This window comes from Dapis hubbardiae BLCC-M172 (genome assembly GCF_050016015.1).
Taxonomy (GTDB): domain Bacteria; phylum Cyanobacteriota; class Cyanobacteriia; order Cyanobacteriales; family Microcoleaceae; genus Trichodesmium.
Genome location: NZ_JBNHEQ010000292.1, coordinates 21,957 through 47,053 on the forward strand (window position 1 = coordinate 21,957; position 25,097 = coordinate 47,053).

The 25,097-nt window shown below is 33.4% G+C and carries 19 protein-coding genes, 1 tRNA gene and 1 pseudogene; 10 read left to right on the plus strand and 11 right to left on the minus strand.

Annotation, left to right across the window (positions count from 1 at the left end):
* Positions 1–570: 570 nt before the first annotated feature.
* Both trpS and ACP6PK_RS26950 read left to right on the plus strand, forming a co-directional pair.
* The gene (trpS, locus tag ACP6PK_RS26945) at positions 571–1,578 is read left to right on the plus strand and encodes a tryptophan--tRNA ligase (RefSeq protein WP_094672727.1); all 1,008 of its coding nucleotides are present in this window, start codon (positions 571–573) and stop codon (positions 1,576–1,578) included.
* A gap of 279 nt (positions 1,579–1,857) precedes the next feature.
* Complete coding sequence (locus ACP6PK_RS26950) at positions 1,858–2,745, plus strand: methylenetetrahydrofolate reductase (RefSeq protein WP_094672726.1); 888 nt, start codon at positions 1,858–1,860, stop codon at positions 2,743–2,745.
* Positions 2,746–2,829: 84 nt separating this feature from the next.
* Here the strand turns inward: ACP6PK_RS26950 and ACP6PK_RS26955 are convergent, their stop codons facing one another.
* Positions 2,830–3,240: a DUF2358 domain-containing protein gene (locus ACP6PK_RS26955; protein ID WP_426564262.1), complete on the minus strand. Its 411-nt coding sequence runs from the start codon at positions 3,238–3,240 to the stop codon at positions 2,830–2,832.
* A gap of 162 nt (positions 3,241–3,402) precedes the next feature.
* Positions 3,403–4,065, minus strand: coding sequence for a class I SAM-dependent methyltransferase (locus tag ACP6PK_RS26960; RefSeq protein ID WP_426564264.1), 663 nt, complete (start codon positions 4,063–4,065; stop codon positions 3,403–3,405).
* Between the two features lie 434 nt (positions 4,066–4,499).
* On the opposite strand from ACP6PK_RS26960, the gene phnC reads away from it, so the two are divergent.
* The 4 genes from phnC (at position 4,500) to ACP6PK_RS26980 (ending at position 9,992) form a co-directional block, all read left to right on the plus strand.
* Positions 4,500–5,249 carry a phosphonate ABC transporter ATP-binding protein gene (gene phnC, locus ACP6PK_RS26965; protein ID WP_426564266.1) on the plus strand — a complete coding sequence of 250 codons (750 nt, stop codon included), beginning with the start codon at positions 4,500–4,502 and terminating at the stop codon, positions 5,247–5,249.
* 91 nt (positions 5,250–5,340) lie between these two features.
* Positions 5,341–6,264: a phosphate/phosphite/phosphonate ABC transporter substrate-binding protein gene (phnD, locus tag ACP6PK_RS26970; RefSeq protein ID WP_426564268.1), complete on the plus strand. Its 924-nt coding sequence runs from the start codon at positions 5,341–5,343 to the stop codon at positions 6,262–6,264.
* A gap of 923 nt (positions 6,265–7,187) precedes the next feature.
* Entirely contained in the window at positions 7,188–7,991 is an 804-nt protein-coding gene (gene phnE / locus ACP6PK_RS26975; RefSeq protein ID WP_426564270.1) for a phosphonate ABC transporter, permease protein PhnE, read from the plus strand.
* 999 nt (positions 7,992–8,990) lie between these two features.
* Positions 8,991–9,992, plus strand: a complete 1,002-nt coding sequence (locus ACP6PK_RS26980; protein WP_426564272.1) for a phosphonate dehydrogenase — start codon at positions 8,991–8,993, stop codon at positions 9,990–9,992.
* A 74-nt stretch (positions 9,993–10,066) separates the two neighbouring features.
* Here the strand turns inward: ACP6PK_RS26980 and ACP6PK_RS26985 are convergent, their stop codons facing one another.
* The 9 genes from ACP6PK_RS26985 to ACP6PK_RS27025 all read right to left on the minus strand — a co-directional run bounded on the left by ACP6PK_RS26985 (position 10,067) and on the right by ACP6PK_RS27025 (position 22,504).
* Positions 10,067–10,771, minus strand: coding sequence for a CADD family putative folate metabolism protein (locus ACP6PK_RS26985; RefSeq protein WP_426564274.1), 705 nt, complete (start codon positions 10,769–10,771; stop codon positions 10,067–10,069).
* A 536-nt stretch (positions 10,772–11,307) separates the two neighbouring features.
* Positions 11,308–12,261 (minus strand): DMT family transporter, encoded by a 954-nt coding sequence (locus ACP6PK_RS26990; protein ID WP_426564276.1) that lies wholly within the window; start codon positions 12,259–12,261, stop codon positions 11,308–11,310.
* A 669-nt stretch (positions 12,262–12,930) separates the two neighbouring features.
* Positions 12,931–13,629, minus strand: coding sequence for a PEP-CTERM sorting domain-containing protein (locus ACP6PK_RS26995; RefSeq protein ID WP_426564278.1), 699 nt, complete (start codon positions 13,627–13,629; stop codon positions 12,931–12,933).
* A gap of 479 nt (positions 13,630–14,108) precedes the next feature.
* Positions 14,109–14,181, minus strand: a tRNA-Glu gene (locus ACP6PK_RS27000).
* A gap of 385 nt (positions 14,182–14,566) precedes the next feature.
* On the minus strand, positions 14,567–15,712 hold the full coding sequence (locus ACP6PK_RS27005; protein WP_426564280.1) for an S-layer homology domain-containing protein: 1,146 nt from the start codon (positions 15,710–15,712) through the stop codon (positions 14,567–14,569).
* A gap of 972 nt (positions 15,713–16,684) precedes the next feature.
* The gene (locus tag ACP6PK_RS27010) at positions 16,685–17,551 is read right to left on the minus strand and encodes a DUF4231 domain-containing protein (RefSeq protein WP_426564282.1); all 867 of its coding nucleotides are present in this window, start codon (positions 17,549–17,551) and stop codon (positions 16,685–16,687) included.
* Between the two features lie 480 nt (positions 17,552–18,031).
* A complete protein-coding gene (locus ACP6PK_RS27015) occupies positions 18,032–18,826 on the minus strand; it encodes a pantothenate kinase (protein WP_426564284.1) in 795 nt (264 codons plus the stop codon).
* A gap of 12 nt (positions 18,827–18,838) precedes the next feature.
* Complete coding sequence (locus ACP6PK_RS27020) at positions 18,839–19,798, minus strand: hypothetical protein (RefSeq protein ID WP_426564286.1); 960 nt, start codon at positions 19,796–19,798, stop codon at positions 18,839–18,841.
* Positions 19,799–21,001: 1,203 nt separating this feature from the next.
* Positions 21,002–22,504 (minus strand): bifunctional orotidine-5'-phosphate decarboxylase/orotate phosphoribosyltransferase, encoded by a 1,503-nt coding sequence (locus ACP6PK_RS27025; protein ID WP_426564288.1) that lies wholly within the window; start codon positions 22,502–22,504, stop codon positions 21,002–21,004.
* Positions 22,505–23,002: 498 nt separating this feature from the next.
* Between ACP6PK_RS27025 and ACP6PK_RS27030 the strand changes: the two genes are divergently transcribed.
* From ACP6PK_RS27030 to ACP6PK_RS27045, 4 genes and pseudogenes are all read left to right on the plus strand, one after another.
* The gene (locus ACP6PK_RS27030; RefSeq protein ID WP_426564290.1) at positions 23,003–23,698 is read left to right on the plus strand and encodes a hypothetical protein; all 696 of its coding nucleotides are present in this window, start codon (positions 23,003–23,005) and stop codon (positions 23,696–23,698) included.
* A 36-nt stretch (positions 23,699–23,734) separates the two neighbouring features.
* Positions 23,735–24,202 (plus strand): hypothetical protein, encoded by a 468-nt coding sequence (locus ACP6PK_RS27035; RefSeq protein ID WP_426564292.1) that lies wholly within the window; start codon positions 23,735–23,737, stop codon positions 24,200–24,202.
* Positions 24,203–24,316: 114 nt separating this feature from the next.
* The gene (locus ACP6PK_RS27040; RefSeq protein ID WP_426564294.1) at positions 24,317–24,697 is read left to right on the plus strand and encodes a hypothetical protein; all 381 of its coding nucleotides are present in this window, start codon (positions 24,317–24,319) and stop codon (positions 24,695–24,697) included.
* Positions 24,690–25,043 (plus strand): annotated as a pseudogene (locus ACP6PK_RS27045) (type II toxin-antitoxin system PemK/MazF family toxin). Before ACP6PK_RS27040 ends, ACP6PK_RS27045 begins: the two are co-directional and overlap by 8 nt.
* The last annotated feature ends 54 nt before the right edge of the window (positions 25,044–25,097 follow it).

The window sequence follows — 25,097 nt, forward strand, 5'->3', positions numbered from 1 at the left end:
GTCGATTGGATATGGCGTTAACGGAGTGGCTCTGAAAGAGCGGGAGACCCGCTCTTGCAGAGCCGCGTTTCATGTCGCGCAGCGAAACGCTTTATATGTCGCGTAGCGTTAACGAAGTTGTGCGCCAGCTAAACGCCATCCCATCCTAAGGTCATGCTCCGCAAACGACCGCTTGTTTCTCCACGGCGAGTGATAGGCTTTATACCTTTATTTTTCGGTAACGCATTAATTGTGTCAGTCCACTACAACTAAACGGTGCATTACGGCGCAACGTAATATTTGATAGTTCAATCGTAGTTTGTAGTAAGCGCCTAATGCACCCTACTTGACTACTAGACTGACACAGCTAAAACTGTGCATTAGATTTTAACTTGAAAATTCTTACTTTTGAATGCATGACTTTTGACTTTTGAATTCAATCTAATGCACCCTACTGGACTAATAATAACTGAAAAGACTTTTGGCTTTTGATTTTTTACTTCCGTCCAGAGGATGAGGATATTTAACCAGACACTCAATATGTTATTCTTAAGTATTAATTAATTTTGAACAACTAAAGTTAGAGAAATAATGGGTAAACAGCGCGTACTCTCTGGAGTTCAACCAACTGGAAACCTTCATATTGGTAACTATTTAGGCGCAATTCGTAACTGGGTAGAAGGACAAAAAGAATACGACAATTTTTTCTGTGTAGTAGATTTACACGCCATTACAGTACCCCATAATCCAGCTACACTAGCTACAGATACCTACACTATTGCTGCTTTATATTTGGCCTGCGGAATAGACCTGAATTATTCTACTATATTTGTGCAATCTCACATTCCTGCTCATAGTGAATTGACATGGTTTCTTAACTGTATTACTCCCTTGAATTGGTTGACAGATATGATTCAATTTAAGGAAAAAGCAATTAAACAGGGAGAAAATGTAGGTGCAGGTTTATTAGATTATCCAGTTTTGATGGCTGCGGATATCCTACTTTATAATGCAGATAAAGTTCCTGTGGGAGAAGACCAAAAACAACATTTAGAACTTACCCGCGATATAGCAGTTAGATTTAATCATCAATTTGGTCAGGGAGAAACTATTTTAAAATTGCCAGATCCTTTGATTAGAAAAGAAGGTGCGCGGGTAATGAGTTTGACAGATGGTACTAGCAAAATGTCTAAGTCTGACCCTTCAGAATTGAGTAGAATTAATCTATTAGATCCACCAGATGTAATTACTAAAAAAATTAAACGTTGCAAAACAGATCCGGTTAAAGGTTTGGAATTTGATAATCCTGAACGACCTGAATGTAATAATTTATTGACTCTTTATGAATTATTTTCAGGTAAAACAAAAGAAGAGGTAATAACAGAATGTCAAGATATGGGATGGGGTAAATTTAAACCTTTATTAACTGAGACAACTATTGAGGCTTTAACTCCAATTCAAACAAAATATAAAGAAGTAATGGATGATAAAGGTTATCTGGAATCTGTTTTAGCTGAAGGAAGGCAAAAAGCAGGAGCCATCGCTAATCAAACTCTAGAAAAAGTTAAAAAAGCTTTGGGTTATTCTGTGTCAATTTAGCAGAGAATAGGAAACTTAAAAAAATACAGTAGTTGATTGAAGATGAGAATTCCTCTAAAAATTATTAGACTTAATAACTAATACCTAACACTGGATAATATGAAATCATTAATTATGAAAATTATGCCATTAAGCAAAGTAAATATCTAGTTAGTAATCAAGGATATTTATTCATAGCTAACAGCAACCATAACCATATTTAATCTATTGCACAAATAGCCAAGAGAAAACTAAGACAACAATTGAAAATTTAAGTACAGCTAAAGAAACAATATATAGATGAATCAATTTCGTAATGCCGTAAAATCTGGAGAATTTTTAATCACTGCTGAAGTAGCACCACCGAAAGGAACTGACCCTACTCACATGATTAAAATGGCTGAAACTCTCAAAGGTAGAGTTCATGCAGTTAATATTACTGATGGTAGTCGTGCCGTATTAAGAATGTCCTCATTGGCAGCTTCTATCATCTTAAAAAAGCATGGCCTAGAGCCAATATTTCAAGTAGCTTGTCGCGATCGCAACCGTATAGCTTTACAAGCTGACCTAATGGGAGCTTCAGCATTAGGAATTAACAATATTTTAGCCTTGACTGGAGACCCTGTAAAAGCAGGAGACCATAAAGATGCCAGAAGTGTATTTGATATGGAGTCTGTACGTCTATTAAAAATGATTGCTAAGTTAAATCAAGGTATGGACTGGAATGAGAAAGCTTTACCAGATGGACCAACAGATTTATTTGTAGGTGCTGCGGTAGACCCTCAGTCCCCTAGTTGGTCAGGATTACAAAAACGATTTGAACGTAAATTATTAGCAGGGTCTCAATTTTTTCAAAGTCAATTAATTTCTGACTTTGAAAAACTAGAAAAATTTATGAGTCAAATTGGACTTGATAGTAAGAAGCCAATTTTAGCAGGAATATTTTTACTAAAATCTGCCAAAAATGCTGCATTTTTGAATAAGTATGTGCCAGGAGTTGATATACCAGAACATATTATTAATCGTTTGGCAAATGCAGAAAAACCTTTACAAGAAGGAATAAAAATTGCTGCTGAACAAGTTACAATGGCAAGCAAAATTTGTCAAGGAGTTCATCTAATGGCAATCAAGCGAGAAGACTTAATTCCCAACATATTAGATATGGCTGAAATTGCTCCAATTAGGTAGCACAGGCATCTTGCCTGTTCAAGATACCCGCGCTGCGGTAACACAGGCATCTTTCCTGTTTTTCTTACAGCCAAGATGGCTGTGCTACAGTCCTTTTAAAAAAAACTGCTTTAATATTTCACTTGGTTTCCTATCCCAAGTATCAATATGTTCATAAATCAACCCATCTTGATTAAACTTATAAGTAGAATAACCATTAAAAAAAATCTTAGCTTTCCAAGGAACTCTTAACACACCACGCACAGTCCAATTTGCTAAAATTATATCTTTTGCTGTTTGCTGAACATCATGTAAATCAAAATAGAGTTCCGTAAAAAATAGCTGACCGTGAAAGCGCAAAGTCCAAAAAATAATCCGATAATTAAACTTCCACTTAAAGGTATTTACTGGATCTTTAAAAAAAATATCTTTAGTATATATATCGTAGGAAATATCTTTCTCAAATAAAGTTGGTAAATCTAACTTTAATCTCTCAAGAACTTGTTCAACCTGCACTTAAATTTTCCTCACTACAAAACTAACACTACATATTTATCTATAGCAATTATATTTAAATTTTAATATTTTAGTGGTAGGGGCGAACAACCGTTTTTACAGGAGATCGCTTCATTCCCACTATCGGAGTCAAAGCGCAGGGGAAAAGTTTTTTGATAAGGTTTACCAACAGCAGCAACTTTGTTTATTTGCAAATTCCCGCTGAGTCGGAATAGCTCTAACAACCATCATTCCCCAAATAACTCCTAAACGAAATTTAGTTGAACCATCTAGTTTAAACTTGGTAGATACTAATAACTGATGTAATTCTGCTTGAGTATAACATTGTTGATGAGCAGGGTCAAAAATTTGTAATAACCAGTCGCAAATTCTACAGACAAAATAATCTTTATTCCAATCAAGAATTATTACTTTACCATCAGGTTTAAGCACCCGTTTCATTTCTCTTAATGCTACTTGAGGTTTATCAAAAAAATGAAAAGAATTAGCACATACAACTACATCAAAAGAATGACTTTCAAAAGGTAGTGAATGAACTGAAGCTTTTTGAAACTCGACATTAGAATAAGCCTGATATTTTTTCCTAGCTAAATCTAACATCTTTTCGGATATATCAACTCCTATAATTTTTTGCGTCGGATTTTTGTTGAGTAAAAGTCTTTCAAATTCGCCAGTACCACAAGCAACATCTAAAATGCTTGCTTGTGGCTCAATTTGCTCCCAATTATTCAGAAAGGTAAGAGTATTAATTATATAATTACGCCAGCGTAAATCGTAAATATCAGCAAGTCGATCATATTGCTTTTGAATTTTAACTTCATTCATGTCATTTTAGTTATCAGTACCTCTAGTTAAAGCCATCCTCCGACCAGTTTTCATCTTCTATCCAAAGGGAGGCTTGAAAACTTATTTTTTGGTCAATTTTTGCAGGTTATAGCTTGCCTGAACTTTTTCAATATATAAATATATATACTTGCGGATATTTAGACAATAATTTCACAAAAAATACTTGACTAAATATTGAGAATAAAAGTAAGCTCTAGGAAAAATTAACTAGCTATTAGCTTTTAGCATTTCCTGACGGAATGCTCTGCAAACAGCAAGCCTCCTGGGGAGGAAGTACGTTAACAGCTTTTATAGCTAGGGGTTGAAATTCCCTTATAAACGTTTACTGCTGACTGCTGTTAGTGAAGCTCCTCCGTAGGAGGCTTGCTGAGCGCTGACCGCTTTTTAATTAATCATTTAACCAATCAAACATTATGATTTATCTGAATAATCTCGGGTTAACTTACCGAGATGGAACAGTAGCTTTAAATAACATTTCTGTTGAATTTACTCAAGGGGAATTCACAGTAATTTTAGGGTCTTCTGGAGCTGGAAAATCTACCCTTTTACGCTGTATAAACTTTCTTACTTCTCCTACCAGTGGAGAAGTAATTTGTGAAGGATTAGGTAATTTACATAACCCTAAAATATTACAGAAACATCGTCAAAAAACAGGAATGATTTTTCAACAACATCAATTAATTCCTAGACAAACTGCTCTCAAAAATGTCTTAGTAGGTCGTTTAGCTTATCATTCTACCCTTAGAAGTTTATTTCCTCTTCCTAAAACAGATCAATATATTGCTTTAAATTGTTTAGAAAGAGTAGGCTTATTAGACAAAGCTTTAACACCTGTAAAAGCTTTAAGTGGGGGACAACAACAACGAGTAGGAATTGCTCGTGCTTTGGCCCAAAAACCTAAATTTCTCTTAGCTGATGAACCGATCGCTAGTTTAGATCCTGCTAGTTCTCATCAAGTATTATCCAATTTACGAAAAATTTGTCAAGAAGATGGAATTGGAGCCTTAGTTAGTCTACACCAAGTTGATTTAGCTTTAGAATATGCTGACCGGATTATTGGACTGGGTAAAGGGACAATTCTTTTTGATGGTAGTCCTAAAGATATAAAAAACTATCAACTCGAAGAAATTTATCAAAGTCCATCCTTAAGTAAGACTAGATAAATGTTATTTAGAACACATAAAAAAAAGGGGATTGACTTTTGACAGACAATCTCTATAATTAATTCATCAATTATTTGGAAAATAAACGATTATGTTAAATTTAATCCTCAAAAAAAATTTACTGGGTGCAATTTTTTTAGCTTGGTTAAGTTTAGTTAGTTGTAGTAATTCTAATACTCAAACATCAACTACAGAAAATCAACCTACACAAGCAGATACAAATGCTAATCCTGAGAAATTAGTTGTTGCTTTATTACCAGATGAATCGGCTGCTACTGTTATTCAAAATAATAAAGGACTTGAAACTTATTTAGAGGATAAACTTAATAAAGATATTGAATTATTTGTTACTACTGATTATTCTTCTATGATTGAAGCTGCTAGTAAAGGACGTTTAGATTTAGCTTACTTTGGTCCTTTATCTTATGTTTTAGCTAAAACTAAAAGTAATATTGAACCCTTTGCTGCTATAGAAAAAAATGGAGAAACTACCTATCAAGCCGTAGTTATTGGTAATGCAGAATCAGGAATTGATTCATACGAAAAAATAGAAGGAAAAATTATGGCTTATGGCGATCAAGCTTCTACTTCTAGTCACTTAATTCCCAAGTCAATGTTAACGGAAAAAGGATTAAAAGCTGGGGAAAATTATGAAGAAGTTTTTGCGGGTGCCCATGATGCTGTTGCTGTTGCTGTTGCTAATGGAAACGCACAAGCGGGAGGGTTAAGTAAACCCATTTTTACTGCTTTAATTGAGAAGGGAACAATTGATAAAAATAAGGTAATTGTTATTGCTGAATCTAAACCTTTTCCTCAGTATCCTTGGACAATGCGTTCTGATTTAGAACCTGAACTTAAAACACAAATTCAACAGGCATTTTTACAATTAGAAGATGAAGCTATACTAAAACCATTTAAAGCAGATGGATTTCAAGCAATTACAGATGAAGATTATGATGTAGTGAGAGAATTAGGAAAACTACTCGATCTTGATTTTGCTGAATTAAGTAAATAATAGACCAAGCCAGAAAAAACAATTTCAACAATTAATAATTAATAATTACCTCTTGTTATAAATAAGTGATAATTACAGGAAATACCTAGTATTTGAGGCACAAATATTAATTATAAAACCTCTGTAGTGTGGGCATCTTGCCCACTATAATATTGGTCGCTATTAGTCTACCTGACTGATATGAAATATGCTATATTGATTGTTGATTTTTAAAATAATTAATTAGTATAGCAATCCTCAATAGGTTGTAATATTTTATTGTAGGAGTTTGGTCTCCTTTCCCCAAGCAAAGATGGGATTTTTCAACCAAACCCCTACAGTTTTTTTAACAAATTATTTAGGCTTAGTATATGAATAGATTGCATATAATTGCAAATACAAATCAAAGAAATTTTATACCTCATACTTTTGGTAAATTGCTATAATAAATTCATAGCTAACAGGTAAATACTCAGGACTTACGCACAGCAAACTCACCAAACCCGGTTTATCCTAGATGTTTATACTTCAAAACAACGGTTTATCCTAGAAACCGGGTTTCTTTGCGTGAAGGCTGAATGCTAATATAAATACCTACAAAAATTAGTCAATTTTTTAATAAAAACTTTCTGTAAAATACCAATAATGCTTAATTCAAATAAATTTGATAGTTTGCTCCGTCAACAACAAAGAAGTTGGTATATTTCTTTAACTAAAACATTAACTTTATTAATAATTATTTTAGTAAATTCATAGCTAACAGGTAAATACTCAGGACTTACGCACAGCAAACTCACCAAACCCGGTTTATCCTAGATGTTTATACTTCAAAACAACGGTTTATCCTAGAAACCGGGTTTCTTTGCGTGAAGGCTGAATGCTAATATAAATACCTACAAAAATTAGTCAATTTTTTAATAAAAACTTTCTGTAAAATACCAATAATGCTTAATTCAAATAAATTTGATAGTTTGCTCCGTCAACAACAAAGAAGTTGGTATATTTCTTTAACTAAAACATTAACCTTATTAATAATTATTTTAGTAAGTTTTGGAGATGTTGGATTACTTGATGGGCAAAGATTATCTGAGGGAATTCCTGACTTAATTGGAATGGTTGGAGAAATGTTCCCGCCAGATTTTAGTCGCACTCTAGACTGGATTAAACCTTTAATTGATACTATTGCAATGAGTATTGCTGGTACAGGTATGGCTATTGCTATTTCTCTTCCTCTTTCTTTAGGAGCTGCTCATAATACTACCCCCCATCCTTTTGTTTATTTCCTATCAAGAATGATCCTAAATATAGCTAGGGCAATTCCTGAATTAATCTTAGGAATTATTTTTGTAGCAGCAGTTGGATTTGGTACACTTCCTGGGGTATTAGCATTAGGATTTCATTCAGTTGGTATGGTGGGAAAATTCTTTGCTGAAGCTATAGAACATACGGATAATGCTCCTATTGAAGCTGCAAAATCTGCGGGTGCTAATCATTTACAAATTATTTTTCATAGCATTTTTCCTCAGATTTTTCCTCAAATTGCTGACGTGACTTTTTATCGTTGGGAATACAATTTTCGAGCTTCAATGGTATTAGGAGCTGTGGGAGCTGGTGGTATTGGATTTGAAATTATTGGAGCTTTACGTTTACTGAAATATGAGGAAGTTTCTGCCCTCCTATTAGTTGTGTTAATTATGGTTACTTTAGTTGATAGTTTAAGTAATTATTTACGTCAAAAATTTATTTAATTCAGTAAGAAGGAAGAAGGAAGAAGCATGAAGGAGGAAGGAGGAAGGAGGAAGGAGGAAGGGAAAAGGAGTAATACCATTTCTCAAAAATATTGCTATATTTAATTGGATAGGGAAGTCTGGGGATAGTGGGAGGTGTTGCAAGAAGTAAACATAAGAATAATTAACATTAAATTGCCAATAATTAGGGTAAAAGCGATTTTAAATGTGTTAATTACTTAATAACTGAAGTATCGGTCAGGTATAGCATTACTTTTGGTAATTGGTATAAATAAATATTGAAAAAAGGGAAAAACGATTTCTCAAAAATCTTGCTATATTTAATTGGATAGGGAAGTGTGGGGAGCGTGGAAGGTGTTTGTAGAAGTAAACATAAGAATAATTAACATTAACTTGCCAATAATTAGGGTAAAAGCGATTTTAACTGTGTTAATTACTTAATGACTGAAGTATCGGTCAAGTATAGCATTACTTTTGGTAATTGGTATAAATAAATATTGAAAAAAGGGAAAAACGATATATATAAATAACCATCTGAAATTGCAGCCTATTCTAAATATATGAAGTAGAGATTTAATAATTAAATTTTCTCAGTAGGAGCATCTTACTCCCTTGGGTATACCTCACCAAAATGAAATTTTAATTAGAGCAGCTATCTTTACAGCAGTTTTCACAAAGGTAGACTACAAAATTTATGCCTTTAAGCCAAAATATTTGTATTCTATGTTAATAAAAAGTGCTATAGTTGTAGCTTGTAGCATTTTTTTTTAAGTGGTATTATTCTGGCAAACCCAGAAACTAGGTTTTTGATGTTTATTATTACCAAAATAATTGGGTCTAGAGCAACCCCTTTTAAGGCGAAATGTTTTTGGAGCGTTGCTCTAATCCCCGTTACAAAAACAACTTCTGACTTCTGACTTATGACTTAGTTAAAAATCAACCTTCTTCCCTCTTCCTTCCTGCTTCTTTCTTCTTCCCTATTCCTTCTTCCTTTAAAATATGAATAAAAAACCTAAAGTTAAAGTTGTTATTACTCATTGGATTCATCCTCAAGTTATTGATTATTTAAGTCAATTTTGTGAAGTAATTCTCAATCAAACTCAAAACACATTATCTCGTGAAGAAATTATCAATCGAACCAAAGAAGCTGAAGCTTTAATGGTATTTATGCCAGACTTTATTGAGTCTAATTTTTTAGACGCTTGTCCGAAATTAAAAGTTATTGCCGGAGCTTTAAGAGGGTATGATAATTTTGATATAGATGCTTGTACAAAACGAGGTATTTGGTTTACCATTGTTCCTGATTTATTAGCAGCACCAACCGCAGAATTAACCATTGGTTTATTAATAGGATTAGGTCGCCGAATGTTAGAAGGCGATCGCCTAATTCGTGATGGTAATTTTCAAGGATGGAAACCACAACTTTATAGTAAGGGATTATTAAATCAAACCCTAGGAATTGTAGGAATGGGAAAATTAGGAAAAGCTTTAGTTCAAAGATTAGTAGGTTTTGAAATGAATTTACTCTACAGCGATCCTATTCCCTTATCTGTAGAACAAGAAACTGCCTGGAAAATTTCTAGAGTTTCTTTAGAAGAACTATTAAAGAGTAGTGATTATGTAGTTTTAATGGTACCATTAATTCCTGATACCTATCATCTAATTAATCAAGATACTTTAGCCAAAATGAAACCAAATAGTTTTCTAATTAATCCCTGTCGGGGGTCAGTTGTAGATGAGAAAGCGATCGCCGAAGCAATTCAATCAGGACATTTAGCTGGATATGCTGCTGATGTATTTGAGATGGAAGATTGGGCAATTTATCATCGTCCTCAAGAAATTTACGACTCATTAATAACAGAGAAAAATAAGACTTTTTTTACTCCTCATTTAGGTTCTGCTGTTGATGAAATTAGGCACGATATTGCTTTTGAAGCTGCCAAAAATATTCTTCAAGTTTTATCAGGAAATATTCCTCAAGGAGCTATTAACAAACCATAAATTAAATAATTATGCTTAAGTAGGGGCGATTCCTAGGTCATGCTCCTCAGATCGCGAATCGCCCCTACTTTCAATTAATTAACAGCTTGACAATATTCTTCATAAACACCATCAAGCAATAAATTCAAAGCAGCAACAGCAGTAGATGCTGCTGCTAATGCTTCCTGTTTTTCAGCATCAGTTTCACATAATTTTACCAATGCTTCTTTTGTAACTTTGCTGTGAATTTCATCAGCCTTTTCATGTACTTTAAAAAAAGATAGAGCTGCTTCAGAATCAATGCCATAAAATTCTTTCAAACCAGCAATTTTAGTAGTAGCAACTTCAGGAATTTGTGATTCATAAGCATAAAGAGCAGCTAAACCTTTAGCAGGATTTTCACTCCTAGCTAACTCCTTGAGAATACTAACAGATTCCTTAGTTTTTGCTAAATGTTCCCGCTCTTTAACTGCTTCTCTTTTTACACCCAAACCTTCAGCAAAACGTAACCATAATTCAGGGTGATTAGCTGCTCCCATTTCTTCTTCAATCAAATTTTCTAAGAGCATTTTCCGAATTTCTAAATCATCACAAGCTGCATGAGTAGCACTAACATAAGTAGGGAAATAATGAACTTGTAGATAATATTCTTGAGCGTACTCTTGCAACATTTCTAAAGATAACTTTCCTTCATTCCACATTGTATAGAATGTGTGCTTAAGTAAATGTTGTTTTTCAATAATCTCGTCTAGTAAGGAAATGAACTCTTGTGCAGTTATTTGTTTTTCTTGAAGCAACATACTTATTTCGCTTAATTAATGGTTTAGATATGGATATTAGCACAATTTTCTGAATTGTCAAGAAGATAAAATATTTTTTTAATAAATTCAATTTGCCTGTGAATATTTTATCTGTAATGTTAATTATCAAATTTATAGGAGATATAAATAAATAATTGTTTCGATTTAATCTCAAACATACTAATAAATAGTTCAGTAAGGTAGGTAAAATTCAATGTCGAAGAATTTCTGTCAGTAAACTTTCTAAAATTCCCCCTGACTGTATTATTTTGGAGACAAAACCACAGGGCAATTCTCATCTTAAAAATTAATTGTACTTATGACCAAGAAATAAGTTCTCAAGCTTCTCCTTTCAAGTGGATAAAAAGGAAATTTCGGATTTCTTCATTCCTGATTGTGCAACACCCAAAAAGTTAGGATGTTGGGCAAGATTTGAGCAAAAAAATTACTTCCCTACACTACCCCTACTCCCCTACTCCCCTACTCTTTAAAAAAGACTTTTTCAGCAAATCCTAACTATTTAACTGGAGATAATATTACTCCTGCTTAACAACTACTCGATGCTCCTGACTCAACAACAAAATACCCACAGTAACAATAACAATACCCAGAATTTGCAAACCATTAATAGTTTCTTGAATTGTTAACCATGCTAAAATTGCTGTTAAACTGGGATTAGTCGCGCCAATAGTTGCAGCAGTAGTAGCACCTATCAACTTAATTCCGTAATTAATCATTAAATGACCGCTCAAAGTAACGATCGCCGACAGAAAACCACCAACCCACATAGGAGTCCAGTTAAGATCGGCATTGTCTCCCTGCCAAATAAATAAACTCAGAGTAGATAACCCTAAAGCAGTAGCAAAACTAATCCAAGTAAAAGGAACCGGATGTATACCTTCAAAACTTTTTTGTGCATTTACAGTATAGAGAGCATAAGCAAGTCCGGAACCAATACCAAAAATTACTCCAATTCCGTTGTAACTATCAGATGTTGTCTGAGTATAAGGAATAGTCAGAAAAGTTCCAACTAACACAATTACCATTACCATCCACCGAAACCTTGTAGGGGGAATACCTAAAAATCTCCAAGAAAGTAGCGAAGTGAATATTGGATAAGTAAAAAACAGAGTTGAAGCAATTCCAGTTTCGATTAAACCAATAGATAGATAAAGCAGTGCTAAGTATAGAAACATCAACACTCCACCCAGGAGCGATCGCCCTAATACAGAACGTGCTTCATTATTTCCTAATTCTCTAATATCTTGCCAGGTTAGCGGGTAAAGTCTTGTCGCGAAGGATGCCATCAATGGAACTACTAATACCATCCGCATAAACATTAGTAGAAAAGAATTTTGTAGGTTAGGTATAACAAATCCACCTGTGGGAAAAATCCCTAAAATTATTTGTTCATTGAAGAGAATTCTGACAATGACATTTTGGAAACAAAAACAGAATGATGCCAATAAAACAATAATAAAACCAAACATATAGCTAAAGTTATAAGTTAGAAGTCAGAAGTTAGTAGGGAGGAATAGTTATTTGCCCGTACATTCTTACTGTGACTATATTTGATAATTTGATAATTTCCGCGCCAGTAATAGTGAATACTATAAATAAATTAGACCTCGCCTTTAAGAGGGAGGTTTCAATAAAGGGAAGTTTTCGGACTTAAAAAAAATAGTAGTCTATACTATACTATAAATTTTCTTAGACTCAACTAAATCAACTTTTTTACTGCCAATAAAAAAATGCTATGTCTTCCATAAAAAGACATAGCTCCATGTGAATAATTTAATTTTGTTTAAGCATTCAGCGGTCAGCTATTAGCTATCAGCTTCATTACCATTAAATGCTTACCGAAAAATTAATGTATAAAGCCTCTCCATTCATGGAGAAAAAAGCGAGAAAAAAAAATCCTTTTAGTCAATCCTATTCTTAGAAAGAAGAGGTCATTTCAGTTATCAGTTATCAGTTATCAGTTATCAGTTAGCCTCCTGCGGAGGAGCTGCGCTAACAGTTATCAGTGAACCTCCGACTTAAAGTCGGAGGCTTGAAATACTGAGTTAAATATTTTTTTCATCCCCTTAAAAGGGGAGGCTTTAGACCTCATTTTTTGGTAATTATTAATTATTAATTATTAATTATTGAAGAGCTTGTTATTTTTGTTTGTTCTTCAAAATAGAAGCACCACCAAATGTACCTAAAGCTAATAAACCTAATATTGAAGTCGGTTCAGGAACAGGAATTAAATTGATATTATCAAAATTCACATCACCAGAACTAGAAATAAAAACCTGAGTAATATTTTCAAAACCTTCTATTGATAAAGTTTGAAAAGGTGAGGATATATCGTTACCAATAGAATATTCTGTAAATTGACCAAGCACTGGCATTGTCGGGTCAAATGTTGTAGAAATTAAGATTTGAGTATCATCAGTTGTATAACCATCAATTGTTCTTTCATTATTCCGCAATTGATAATCTAAACTTTCTAAATTGAATTCACCACCATTTTTTGCAGTTATAAATATACCTAAAAGTCTGGACTCTTCGGGATATTCTCGGTTAGAGCTAAAGTGTTGAGCTTCATAACTATTACGAGCATGAAAATGTCCTGTTTCACTAAAAAAAGCTTCCTCAGTACCTACTTTCCGTGTTGAAAATGCTGCTACATTAAATCCCTTTTCCATAAAACATTCAGCTTTGGTCAATGGAGAACTACAGGTATTAACATCGCTAGTATATATTTCTGCATCGAAAGTTATTGTTGCTGCTTTAGCTTCTGCACTACCAACTAACAGCATAGCTAATGTTGCAAAACAACCAATACCTGTAGTTTTGAAATTTTTGAACATAATATTATTGATGGCTAATTTTGATAAAATTATGATGAGATATTAGCATCTATAATTTTGAGAGGATAAGTGTCTTTAGATAATATTTATCTATGACCAAACGTCATATTTTATAGTAGTTAAATAATTTTATTTAAAAAGCATATAATTGACTTTTAATGTATTTTTTTTATTTTTATAGTAGTTTAACTTAAAAATGAGACGTTTTTAAGTCTGAAACTCCCTTATAGCAAGAAAGCTTTGTCTCAATCTAAACTGAAATGACTATAAAACAAAGTAGGAACTTCCTGATAGTATCGGTAGAGTTAGAATTTAAAAGTTTTTGCTTTATGATTACTGTAGATTAATATTTTGAATGATGTAGGTATTTAGTAACCAAACCCCTACTCTTAATTGAACCATGTAATTATTTGATATCCAAATGACAAAAAATTAAAAGGATGACAAGAAAATAAATTCTGTCATCCTTTATTTTTTAATACCCCCAAGGGAATTCGAATCCCTGTCGCCTCCGTGAAAGGGAGGTGTCCTAGGCCTCTAGACGATGGGGGCTTAGTTCTTTGTTTTCACTTTTATAAAGATAGCGAATCTCAAGATAAATGTCAAGGGGTTTGAAAAATTTTTTTTCTCAAAACTTTTTGGCCATAGTTATACAAGGGAGTTCATTAATGGGTAATTGATAATGGATAATTGATAATTACCTCAAGGAAAATCGAGAGGATTGAATACAAGGAAATATTCTGGCACTTTTCTTTTGGTCGATTGGATATGGCGTTTTGCTGGCGCAAAGCTTTCTGGAACGGAAAGCTCCGAAGAGTGAACGCTTTTTCTCTTGAAATAGAAGGCTTTAGACCTTATTTTTTGGTAAAGGTTTGAATATTTGAATCTCTAATAAATAGTCCTTCTTTCTTCTTCCTTCTTCCTTCTTCCTTTTAAATTAAGATTCTCCCTTTGCTTGCAAGGCCATCTGAGCCGAGATACCATCATTCTGGTCTCCAAAATACCATAAAATAGCAGCAGCCTCAGCCCGACTAACTGTCTTATCTGGCCTAAATAACCTAGTATAACCGAAAACCCGACGAATATTAGAAAACTCATTCTCAGCATCTGCTAATACTGCCCTCAAAGCAGCAGGGTCAATTTTAGAAGTATCTTGAAAATCCCAAGCTGCCTTAACTTTCTCTATTGTCGCTTCTGGTAATGGCTTGCGAAAATCTAAAGGCACCTTCCACAGAATTAAATCCTCACGGGTTAAAAAATCATCTGGGCGAAACTTAACCACATTAATATCCCCAGATAAAGGACTAGGAATTAAACCTGATTCTGCCAAACCTTGAATTATAGAAAAGTCGGGGTCAGTTTTTGGCACATCTTCAAAAATCGGTTTTTCATTTGCTCTAGCTAATCGGACGTGTTTAGCAGGATTATTAGCAAACATCTCATTATTTGCACTTACTAACCATCTCGCATATACACGCCGACTGACAAGATTTTGAGGTTTAACTAAAGTATTCGTGGCATCGGGGTTATCTTGATTGTTGGTTTGTTCCTGCTGAAATACTCCCAGTTTGGCCAAATCTGCAATGTATGGACGTAAACCTGTAGGCACATCCCTGAGAACTTTTTTTAATACAGGAGACTCTGAAGGTGTGGGGGTAGGAGGAGGTGGCATACTATCAGTAGGAAATGGTGTTGGTGTCGATAGTGCTGCTACTGCGGGAGTAGGTAATTCTTCGGGCGATACTGTGAGATTAGGCAATGGCTGAATTTCTGGTTGGAGAGTTGGTGGTAAAGTTGAGGTTGCAGAAGGTTCAGATTTCTCCAGTAATTCGGTCCCAGGACTTGGAGAGATTTCTGAAGGAAAATTAGTCGGAAGTTGTACTGGTTTTTCTGGTTCTTGGTTGTTTTGAGTAGAGGTTTCAGTTAACTGATTAAAGGGAGGATTATTTTTTAACTGGGGATCTGCTGCAAAGATTTGCTCTAACTCTTTACTTGCTGAATTATTTGCACAACCACTCGCAGAAATTAATAAACAAATAGTTAGACTAGCAAATATCGCAGGTTTACTTAATAACATATTCATAAAAATAAATTTTAAATTTACTTAGTATTTTTAGGGAGAAAATAAATATCTCCCTACCACCTAAAAACTACAAAAGTTTATTATCTCAAATTATATCAAGTCCGGTAGCATAAGGTAAGCATTCAGCTGTCAGCTATCAGCTATTAGTGGGAGGATGAGGTAAAAGCAACCCTTGAAATTGAGAGAGAATTAGAAGTTACTGCTTAAAGTAAGCTCTTTTAAGCGAGTAAGGAATTATTCATTATTTTGCTGTTAACGCAGTTACGACCCAGGAGGCTAGCTGACTGCTAAGAGCTGAATGCTTACGGAAGAAGGAAGAAGGTTTTATACCAATTCCCAAAAGTAAAGCTATACTAATGTAGAAAAGTTTTTGAGAAATGGTATTAGTTATCTAGGAGAGAGGTAAAAAGGCTTAAAAGCTAGAAAAAAAACTTAAATTTCCTCTAGATATTCACGCTAACTTTTACACGCTCTGATATTAGGGGATATCCTATTAATCTAGGAAATCTAAGAATTTATATAAAGAAGAGTGAGGTGAAAAATTATAGGTTTTCCAGAACATATGAACAGCAAATAAAAATACAAATATACCTCACTCTGATTGAGAAAATCTATAACTTCAGCAATTAAAAATGTTCATATCGGCGACAGCCGTTTCCGCAGCATTCAGTAGGAATAAAATTAATAATTAATAATTACACCTTCTTAAAACGGATAGGATTGAAAAATACGGAAAATTTTTGATTTATCCCCTATCCAAGGGCTTCAAGGCGTGAATTGTTGAATGAATAATTAATTGACTATCAACTCCTAATTATTAATTATTAACTATTAATTATTAATTATTCGGTAATTTTCCAAATAATGAGACTATATTTGCGATAATTGCCAGCTTAATTTAGCCATTCTCTAAATATTTAAGATTTACCTGATGGAGATTAACTATTTTATTTTCCCTTATTTTCTTGACTATTATTCTTTCTGTTTTTCTTCTCCTTCTTCTGCTCCTTTCTCAGCTTTTTCTTCATCTTGTAATTGTTTGAGGTGGATACTATTCACCTGATTAATAAATTTAGCCATAGAATCTCTTGTCATTTTATAACGTTCCTTTTCTTCTGCATTACGAGGAATTCTATAACCTGCAGTTACTCCTAAGATAAATTCCTGTTGTTCAGCTTCTAAAAGTTCTGTAGCTCGATTAGCAGATAACCAAGTGTCTTCAAAAGGAAATGCAGTTGAAATACTAGCAATAATAGAAGCGATCGCTGGAAATATTACAGGTAACCAATTCAGCCAAACTGGACCTGTGTCTAATTTATCAACCAGAACTAAAAGCGGAGTTACTCCAGAAAAAATTATTGTTACTACCTGCAATAGATAGTAATAAAATCTTGATTCTACACGAGTCTTTTTGTACTCTTGTATTAGTTCTTGAGTGTAAGTTAAAGCTGTTTCTACTCCTTGCATTATCTGTGTACTTTTTGGGGAGTCTTCTAGTTGTGACGAACTGATATATATGTTTCTTGCCTTAAGTACATTATAATCATTAAGTTTCTTAGTATAGTTACTCTTTAATTCACGATTAACAGGTAATAAGAAAATAAACAAACCAATAGAAACTACTAAAAGAATAAATAACTTAACCTCCTTTGGGAAGAAAAAAATTGTTACTCCTGAAGTAATAGCAATGACAAAAGATAGATATGCAAGTATTCTCAAGAATGGCAATATCCCAGGGGTAGGTGGTTGAGGTTTAGAGATATCTACTAGAGAATTTTTTTGCTGAAAATCAATTATTTCAGAACTCGTCATACTTTCGTTTATTTCTAAATTCGCCATAGTTTCCTTTTTGATTCAATGACTATTTGAAAATCTACTTTTTTTGGGTAGAACAGTCAATATCAAACTACCTTAAAAGTATCTTGGATATGGTTAAATTAATTCCTCATAATTTTCAGAAGAATAGATACTATATTAAGAATAATTTTGGATATGAATTTGACTATTACCCAGGTATTTTTCACCTTAACTGGCTACCAGTATTTTTAGTCCTTTCATAGGTCAACAAATAAATTTATTGTCTCATAAAAATAGTCATCTTTACAATGACTATTTTTATCTATTTATTCTGACTAATGAATGAGGCTTGAGATTACAATATACCTCAAGCAACTAAATAATTAATATTTACAGAACTTCAGAATTTTTGACTGATAAACTCCACTTTTACTCTAGCACTATACTTTTCAGAGAATATTTATAAATAGGATAGCTAGAGAATTAATCATACTGAGTTATGTCAGGCATTTTTCACCTAGTTTAGTTTAATGTTTGCTGCCACACTTTTGACATTCCCCAAAAAATTACATCAGGTGCAACTGTTATAGATGCACCTAACTCAGGAAATAGGGTTTTGAAATGACTCAATAGTATAGGGCGATCGCCTCCAGTCAATACTATTTTACTTTCAGGAAATTCTTCTAGCCAAGATACAACATAATTTTTCATACCTGCCAATACAGTATAAATTATTCCACCTTGAATTGCTGTTGCTGTTTGTTTTGCCCACCTTGGGGGTAACTCTAAAGGTATATCAATTGATGGTAACATAGCTGTTCCCTTTGCTAAGGATGATAACTGCAACCTTAGCCCTGGTAAAATAGCTCCTCCCATTATTTGTTTTTGGACATCAGCACCAGTAAAGGTAATTGCTGTACCAGCATCTATGACTAATATAGGCCATCCTAAGTTTGTACCTGCACCCAAAACAGCCAAAGCTCTATCTATTCCCAGAGTAGGATAAAGTCCTTGGAGTTGCAACTTATCTAAGGTAATCATATCAGAGTTAGGATAAGTTTGCCAAAGTGCTGTTTGTTCGGGAACTACTGATGCTATTAACAAAGGCATCCCATAATTGAAGTTTATATTTTCAGTTTCTAATATACTTTTGAGTAATTTTTCTATCGCCTTTTGCTGATTTATATGAGATTTAATTTCATTTTTTTGAAGATAGTCAATATCCCAAGTATTCTGAAGTATTGCTCCCGTAAAATAGCCAAAATGTAACCGGGAATTTCCAATCATTAAACCTAGCCATTTTTCATTTTTAGACATAGAACAATCTATTTAATTTCTAAGTTTTTCTCGAAGTCCAACACCTAAACCAAAAGTAGATATGGCAACTGCTCTATTTTCCATATTAAAAACTACTTTAATTCCTGTTTGATCGGGATTCATCCATTTATAAGCATCTTTAATTTTCTTCCCTTCTTCCGCTTCATCTGGCACTACTTCTTCCCTATCAACTAAACCCCGCTGAAAAGCACTAGCATTAATTTGCATTTCCCTTGCTTCTCTTGATTTTTCAAAAGCTTCTGGGTCAAATTCTGTATCTAATTCTCCTTCTTTTCTCAAGATATTTATAATTTCTTGATATGTCATTCCTAGCTGCAATTTTTCATACTTTTCTCGCGTAATTGAATAAACTGGTTTAGGCTGATTCCAAAAAGGATTACCAAAATTATAAGTATTCATATTTTGGGTTCTAATACTCACAACTTTCTGATTAGAATCAAAAAGTATAGTCAAGCTTGTACCATCAGGATTAAGCCAAATATATTCATTAGTATTAGGATTAGTTAAAGGATTATCTCTAGTTGGTTGTTTTGTTCCTCGACTGCCAATAATTTTTGTTACTTCATCGTAAGCCATACCAACTTTTATCTTTTCAATATTTATAGTTGTAACTACTGGCGGTTCTCGATTTATTCCCAAGTTATTAGTATTCAAATTTTGAGCAGATAATTTAATTAATTTATTCTCAGAATTAAATACGGCAATTATCCCTGTTCCATCATTATTGAGCCAGCGATAAGCAACCCCAAAGTTTTGAATATTCGGACTATTATATTCTGTATAAATTTCACCTTCTCTACCTAATATTTGCTTGACTTCCTGATAAGTCATACCAATTTTTAAATTGTCATAATTAGCCTCTGTAATTCGATTAGCAAAAACTGGCTGAAGGTGTATAGGTAAGACATATATCAAACCAGTAATAATTGTTGTTAATAAAAAGTTGTTCATGGTTATTATATAAATATTGTAAGCATTCAGGGTTCAGCCAGCCTCCTGTTGAGGAACTTCTTTAAGAGCTATCACCTTTTTTTATTACCTTTAAATAAGGAAAAAGTAATTGAGAGATTTACAAGAATTAAAAGTATGAGTAGCATTCAGCGGTTAGCTATTAGCTAGCTTCCTGAGAAGCAACTAAGTTTTTAATGTCCCATAGCGAAACAGCTATATTACCTTTAAATAAGGAAAAAGCAATTGAAAGATTTCCAAGAATTAGTTGAACAATTTAGTATAAGTTAAATGAATGCTTGCTTCATTCATTTTTATTGCTCAGAGCTGACGGCTGATAGCTGAGGGCTGAATGCTTACTAAATATTGGCTAGATTTGATTCAAGTATAAAAGTAGCACTAAGAAAAATTATTATAAATTGTAAATACTATTATTGGGCAATAACTTATAGCAGTTTTCATTAATATAGAGTACAGAAATTTGGGGTTAAAGGAAGAATGAAGAAGTTTTGGTAGTGCGTCAGGGAAGTGTGGGAGACCTCCGAACATTTGGAGGAATAAATAATTATACCTATAAGATAACAATGGCAACAAACCTTCTACATAGTAAGAATAACTAAAATATTCGTAGGGGTTTGGTTTCCCAACCCATTCAACCGGAGATGATATTACTTATCCCACACTTTACTGATGCACAACCGAAGTTTTCTAGTCTACCTTTGTGACAACCGCTATAATTGGATAAATTTTGTCAAAATAATTGGCTCTAATAAGCAGGTACACAAAATTAATTACACACTTAGTCAGACTGAATTTATTGCCTTGTCAAAATTACATAGAATTGGAATAGGTAAATAATTTTGTTTAGGTACTTATCAAATCCATTTACTTTCGAGTTAGAAGATTCTAAAAAGAGACAAAAACTGCAAGTTTGGTAGGGGTTTGTTCAATAATTGATAATTGATAATTACCTCTCCCTAAAAGGAAGAGGATTGAATAAAAGGAAAATTTTTTCTTTTTTCTCTTTTTAATGATAAAAAATAAATTGTAATTTCCTGATAATTGAATCAAATACGGTTTTAACCAGAGGTAATTATCCATTATTCATTATCAAATAATCAAAAAAACAACTTCTAACTTCTAAATTCTAAATTCGTTAAATTCCCTCCACCAGAAATTAATATATTTACAGAAGCACCATAGAGTTTAATGATTATTTTTGAGGATATTAAATTGTTCAGAATTAATCTTCTTAGACTCATATAAAGTTTGAGAAATTTCTGTCAAAGTCAATACTGAATGACCTCGATATCCATGGTCTTGTAACTTATCTTTTACTCCCCGTTCATGGTCAATAAAAACCACAATATCCTCTACTTCTAATCCTACTGATTTGAGTTTCTCTGCTCCCTTAATTACACTATTACCACTAATCATAATATCATCCACAACTACAATTTTTTCCCCTGGTTGAAAATGCCCTTCAATTAATCTACTAGTACCATGAGCTTTTACCTCTTTCCGAGGAAATATCATCGGACGTTCTAGACGCAAAGCTAAACCTGTTGCCGTGGGCAATGAACCATAAGGAATACCTGCAATTCTATCAAATTCTAAACCTTGGAGAATCTCAGCATAGGCAGTAACAATTTTATGAAATATTTGGGGAATAGAAATGATTTTTCGTAAGTCTATATAATAAGGAAAAATAGCTCCCGATGCTTGTACATGGTCGCCAAAAATAATACAGCCAATATCATAAAGTTGTAAGATTAAATCTCGGTGGGGTTCATGTTGTAAAAAAACAACATCTGGCAACCACAATTCACAGGTAGGACTACCTTCAACTACTTTGAGACGTTGTTCATTAATAGTATCTCTTAAACTTTCAATTGCAGTATTAGGTTGTGCATTACCTAATAATTTTGGTGGAATTGGTAAGAGTAATCCTTCACCATTAATATTCAAACCAGCAGCTAAAATTTGAGTTAATTCTTCTGGATTAGTAATATCATTTTCTTCTCCTATATCTCCCTGAATTAATATTAGTCTTTCTGGAGCAGCTTGCCTAATTTTTGCTAGCATATCTGGCATTATTCCTACTTCTAAACCTAGCTGTTCGGGAGTTGCCCATCTTTGAGCTTCCCTTACTAATTTCAAATAAAGAGGTTGCTCTTGATTAGGATATTCTTGTAATACTGCTGCTGAAGGATTTGCTGTAGCACAAAGTAGAAAAACTGCTTTACCTGGATAAAGTAAAAAAGGTGCTACTAAGTCAAGACCTGTATAGGGTGAAATTGTACAAGCATCTACTTGCCAATCTGCAAATATAGTCTGAGCAAATACTGTACTTGTGTTTAGGTCAGCGTGTTTAGCATCTAAAATAATTGGAATTTCAGAAGGAATAGTTTTTAAGGTTTGCTGAAGTAGTTGTAAACCTGGTATGCCAAAAGATTGATAATAGCCTAAAGAAAGTTTATAAGCACATACATATTTTTTGGTTTCAGTGATTAAAAAATGGAGCCACTCCCACCAATCTTGAATTAATTCTTGATTGTCTTTTTCGCAAGGGTTAGCAAATAAAGATTTTGGCGAAATATTTTCACCCTCAGCTTCTTTTGCTAAACTTTCGGAATTAGGGTCTAATTCCAGATAAAGTAAACTTTGATTCCGTTCTATACTGGTTAGTAGCTTATCAAAAAAGTTCATAATGATTTTTCTTTATCCTCTATATCAAAAACATTAAATAAATTATGATATAATATCAAACTATACTCAAAATCTGCTTACAATGACCATCGAGAGTTAATTGATAATATCATTGTGAAAAATAAAGGAGAAGGTAAGAATTGGCATCCACAGACTCGACTTTCTCCAAGAGACATTGCCCTTCGGCAAGAATTGGCAAGAGATACTCTAGCTTGTTTGGGATATTTAATTTAGGCTGAATAAAAATTAAATTAGTAAATTAAAAATAGGAGTTTCAGTTTTTTTATACTTTTTGATTACCCCCAAAATAAGCACGGATTGCTATACTACAGCCTATTCTATGTAAGTGTAATAAAATGATTTTTAATTTTTATTAAAGACATGAAAACTTTATTCTATACTTCAAAAACTATTTAAAATTTTAGTGCTATTGTACCTCATAAACCTGAAATCCTCTGTAACAGTTAATCAAAAATAATCAATGGAGGGACTTCTATTTTGCAAGCTAGAGAACTCAAGACACAATTAAAATCTTTGATTCAGGAAGCATCTTCAGTAGACCCATATTTGACAAAAAGATTAAATGAAGTAAATAGATGGATTAAACATTTAAAACCTGGTACTTTGACAAGTAAACCATTTGTAATACTTTTTTTGAAACAGCTTATTGAAGATTCTCAAATTTTCCTAATTATCAAATCTATTGAAAAGGAAATTGAGGGAGAATTTGACTATCGACAAATGAATCCTACAGAACAATATTGGCATCAAGAATTATTTCCAAAATGGCTACGAGAAAAAGACCCTAAATTTTATATTTGGAAACAAAAACTCATGTCAGGAGAATTTACTCAAGAAGATGGAAAAATAATTAGCGATACAGCTAAAAAAATTGAACTTAATCAAGGCACAGTTTTACAACGCTATATTGTTGATTTGTCAATGGCAACCGATATTATTGTTAGTAGTAGTCAAGAGAAACCATTATGTATTCAACTTACAACTTTATCTAAAAATTTGGCTAAAAATAAGGCAGAAAAGTGGAAAGATACTCTAGTATTTTGGGAAATTGACAGAGGGCTTTTTTTAAGCTATAATCCGGGCAAACAAGATTATCAAAATGAATTAGTCAAAATCACATTAGATAACAGCGACAATCTCCAGAAAGGTAATTATTTAAAGTGTAGTTTATAACCGAATTTAGACAGACTGAGGAAAAATATTAATATTATGGCGACAAACCCAAAAAATCCTCCAGAAGAAAAATTAGCAGAGTTTACTAAACTATTAGAATCATCTCGAAAATTACAAGCTGATATTTTAAATTATGGTTTAGATGCAGCAGAAATTTATGTAGAAGATGTTGATGGAGATTGGTTAGAAAATTGGGATAGTAATACTTATTTTGATTCGATAATTTTTCTGCTAGAAAGTGATGATTTAGTAGCAGTAAGAGTGAGGGAAAAATCAAGAGAAAAATCTACATCAGAAATTGCTTCAGAGTTAGAAAAAATGTGGCAAATTGCTGATGAGTATGACCGTAAGTTTGCTGTAAGAAATTTATTGGCTGGTGGTATTAGTGTAGCTAGTAGTAATCGAGATATAAGTGATAAGAATGAGGAGGATGGAATCGAACTTTTGGAGTTAGCTGAAGAATTGCTGGAGAAATTAGCTCGGATTTTTGAGGAACAAGAATAATGGAGAAGAAGTAATAACAGAATTGAAGCTATCCTTCTTTCCCAACTACTTCCCACCAAAGGATAATTAATATCCAGTTCTGCGTTCAAATGCTAAAAAATTACTTGTAAACTTATGTCAAATCATACTATTATTCTGCCCGAACAAACTTACAAAGTTCTCTTAGAGGTTGCCAGAGAACAAGGTTTAACTCCTGAAAATTGGATTGCTGCCCAATTGCCGAAGGAGCGAGTTGTACCGAATGCGACGCCAACGCCAGAACCACTTTTGTCGGAGCTGACAGGAGATTTAATTGGTGCTATCGATAGTCAAGCTGTAGCAATGGAGTCGCCAACTAGACTATCTATGCGAGAAATTGCTCGGCTGCCAGTTGCAGAGCGCCACAAGATTTTGGCTCCTTATATAGCTGCAACTGCTGAAGATTTTTTAAATGATCCAGAGTTAACTGAATTTTCGGTTCTTGATGGGGAAGATTGGGAATTGGAAGATGAATAATGCTCAACGAGGAGAAATATACCTGGTGGAACTCGATCCAACTAGAGGACAAGAAATCAAAAAAACTCGCCCGACTGTTGTAATTAATTCTGACATTTTTAGTTCCATTCCTATCAGAATTATTATTCCTATAACTAAATGGTAACCTAAATTTCAAAACCGCCCTTTTATGGTTCCTATTCCCCGTTCTCAGGATAATGGTTTAGATAGCAACTCTGCTGGTAATGTTCTCCAAGTTCGGAGTATTTCTAGTGAAAGGTTCGTTAGGTGTTTGGGGCGGGTTTCTGAGACTGTTCTTCAGGAACTGCTGGCAGTGTTAATTACCTGTATTGATTATGATTTATAGAACTCATCAAGTTCTGGGTTAAAATGCTAAAAATTTACGATTTTATTCAGCTAT

Excerpts from the sequence above, each read along its gene's own strand:
- ACP6PK_RS26990 (WP_426564276.1), bottom strand. The coding sequence starts at position 12,261 with ATGTTTGGTTTTATTATTGTTTTATTGGCATCATTCTGTTTTTGTTTC.
- ACP6PK_RS27035 (WP_426564292.1), top strand. The coding sequence starts at position 23,735 with ATGGCGACAAACCCAAAAAATCCTCCAGAAGAAAAATTAGCAGAGTTT.
- ACP6PK_RS27025 (WP_426564288.1), bottom strand. The coding sequence starts at position 22,504 with ATGAACTTTTTTGATAAGCTACTAACCAGTATAGAACGGAATCAAAGT.
- trpS (WP_094672727.1), top strand. The coding sequence starts at position 571 with ATGGGTAAACAGCGCGTACTCTCTGGAGTTCAACCAACTGGAAACCTT.
- ACP6PK_RS27020 (WP_426564286.1), bottom strand. The coding sequence starts at position 19,798 with ATGAACAACTTTTTATTAACAACAATTATTACTGGTTTGATATATGTC.
- ACP6PK_RS26950 (WP_094672726.1), top strand. The coding sequence starts at position 1,858 with ATGAATCAATTTCGTAATGCCGTAAAATCTGGAGAATTTTTAATCACT.
- phnC (WP_426564266.1), top strand. The coding sequence starts at position 4,500 with ATGATTTATCTGAATAATCTCGGGTTAACTTACCGAGATGGAACAGTA.
- ACP6PK_RS26980 (WP_426564272.1), top strand. The coding sequence starts at position 8,991 with ATGAATAAAAAACCTAAAGTTAAAGTTGTTATTACTCATTGGATTCAT.
- ACP6PK_RS27005 (WP_426564280.1), bottom strand. The coding sequence starts at position 15,712 with ATGAATATGTTATTAAGTAAACCTGCGATATTTGCTAGTCTAACTATT.
- phnE (WP_426564270.1), top strand. The coding sequence starts at position 7,188 with ATGCTTAATTCAAATAAATTTGATAGTTTGCTCCGTCAACAACAAAGA.
- phnD (WP_426564268.1), top strand. The coding sequence starts at position 5,341 with ATGTTAAATTTAATCCTCAAAAAAAATTTACTGGGTGCAATTTTTTTA.
- ACP6PK_RS26985 (WP_426564274.1), bottom strand. The coding sequence starts at position 10,771 with ATGTTGCTTCAAGAAAAACAAATAACTGCACAAGAGTTCATTTCCTTA.
- ACP6PK_RS27015 (WP_426564284.1), bottom strand. The coding sequence starts at position 18,826 with ATGTCTAAAAATGAAAAATGGCTAGGTTTAATGATTGGAAATTCCCGG.
- ACP6PK_RS27040 (WP_426564294.1), top strand. The coding sequence starts at position 24,317 with ATGTCAAATCATACTATTATTCTGCCCGAACAAACTTACAAAGTTCTC.
- ACP6PK_RS26995 (WP_426564278.1), bottom strand. The coding sequence starts at position 13,629 with ATGTTCAAAAATTTCAAAACTACAGGTATTGGTTGTTTTGCAACATTA.
- ACP6PK_RS26960 (WP_426564264.1), bottom strand. The coding sequence starts at position 4,065 with ATGAATGAAGTTAAAATTCAAAAGCAATATGATCGACTTGCTGATATT.
- ACP6PK_RS27010 (WP_426564282.1), bottom strand. The coding sequence starts at position 17,551 with ATGGCGAATTTAGAAATAAACGAAAGTATGACGAGTTCTGAAATAATT.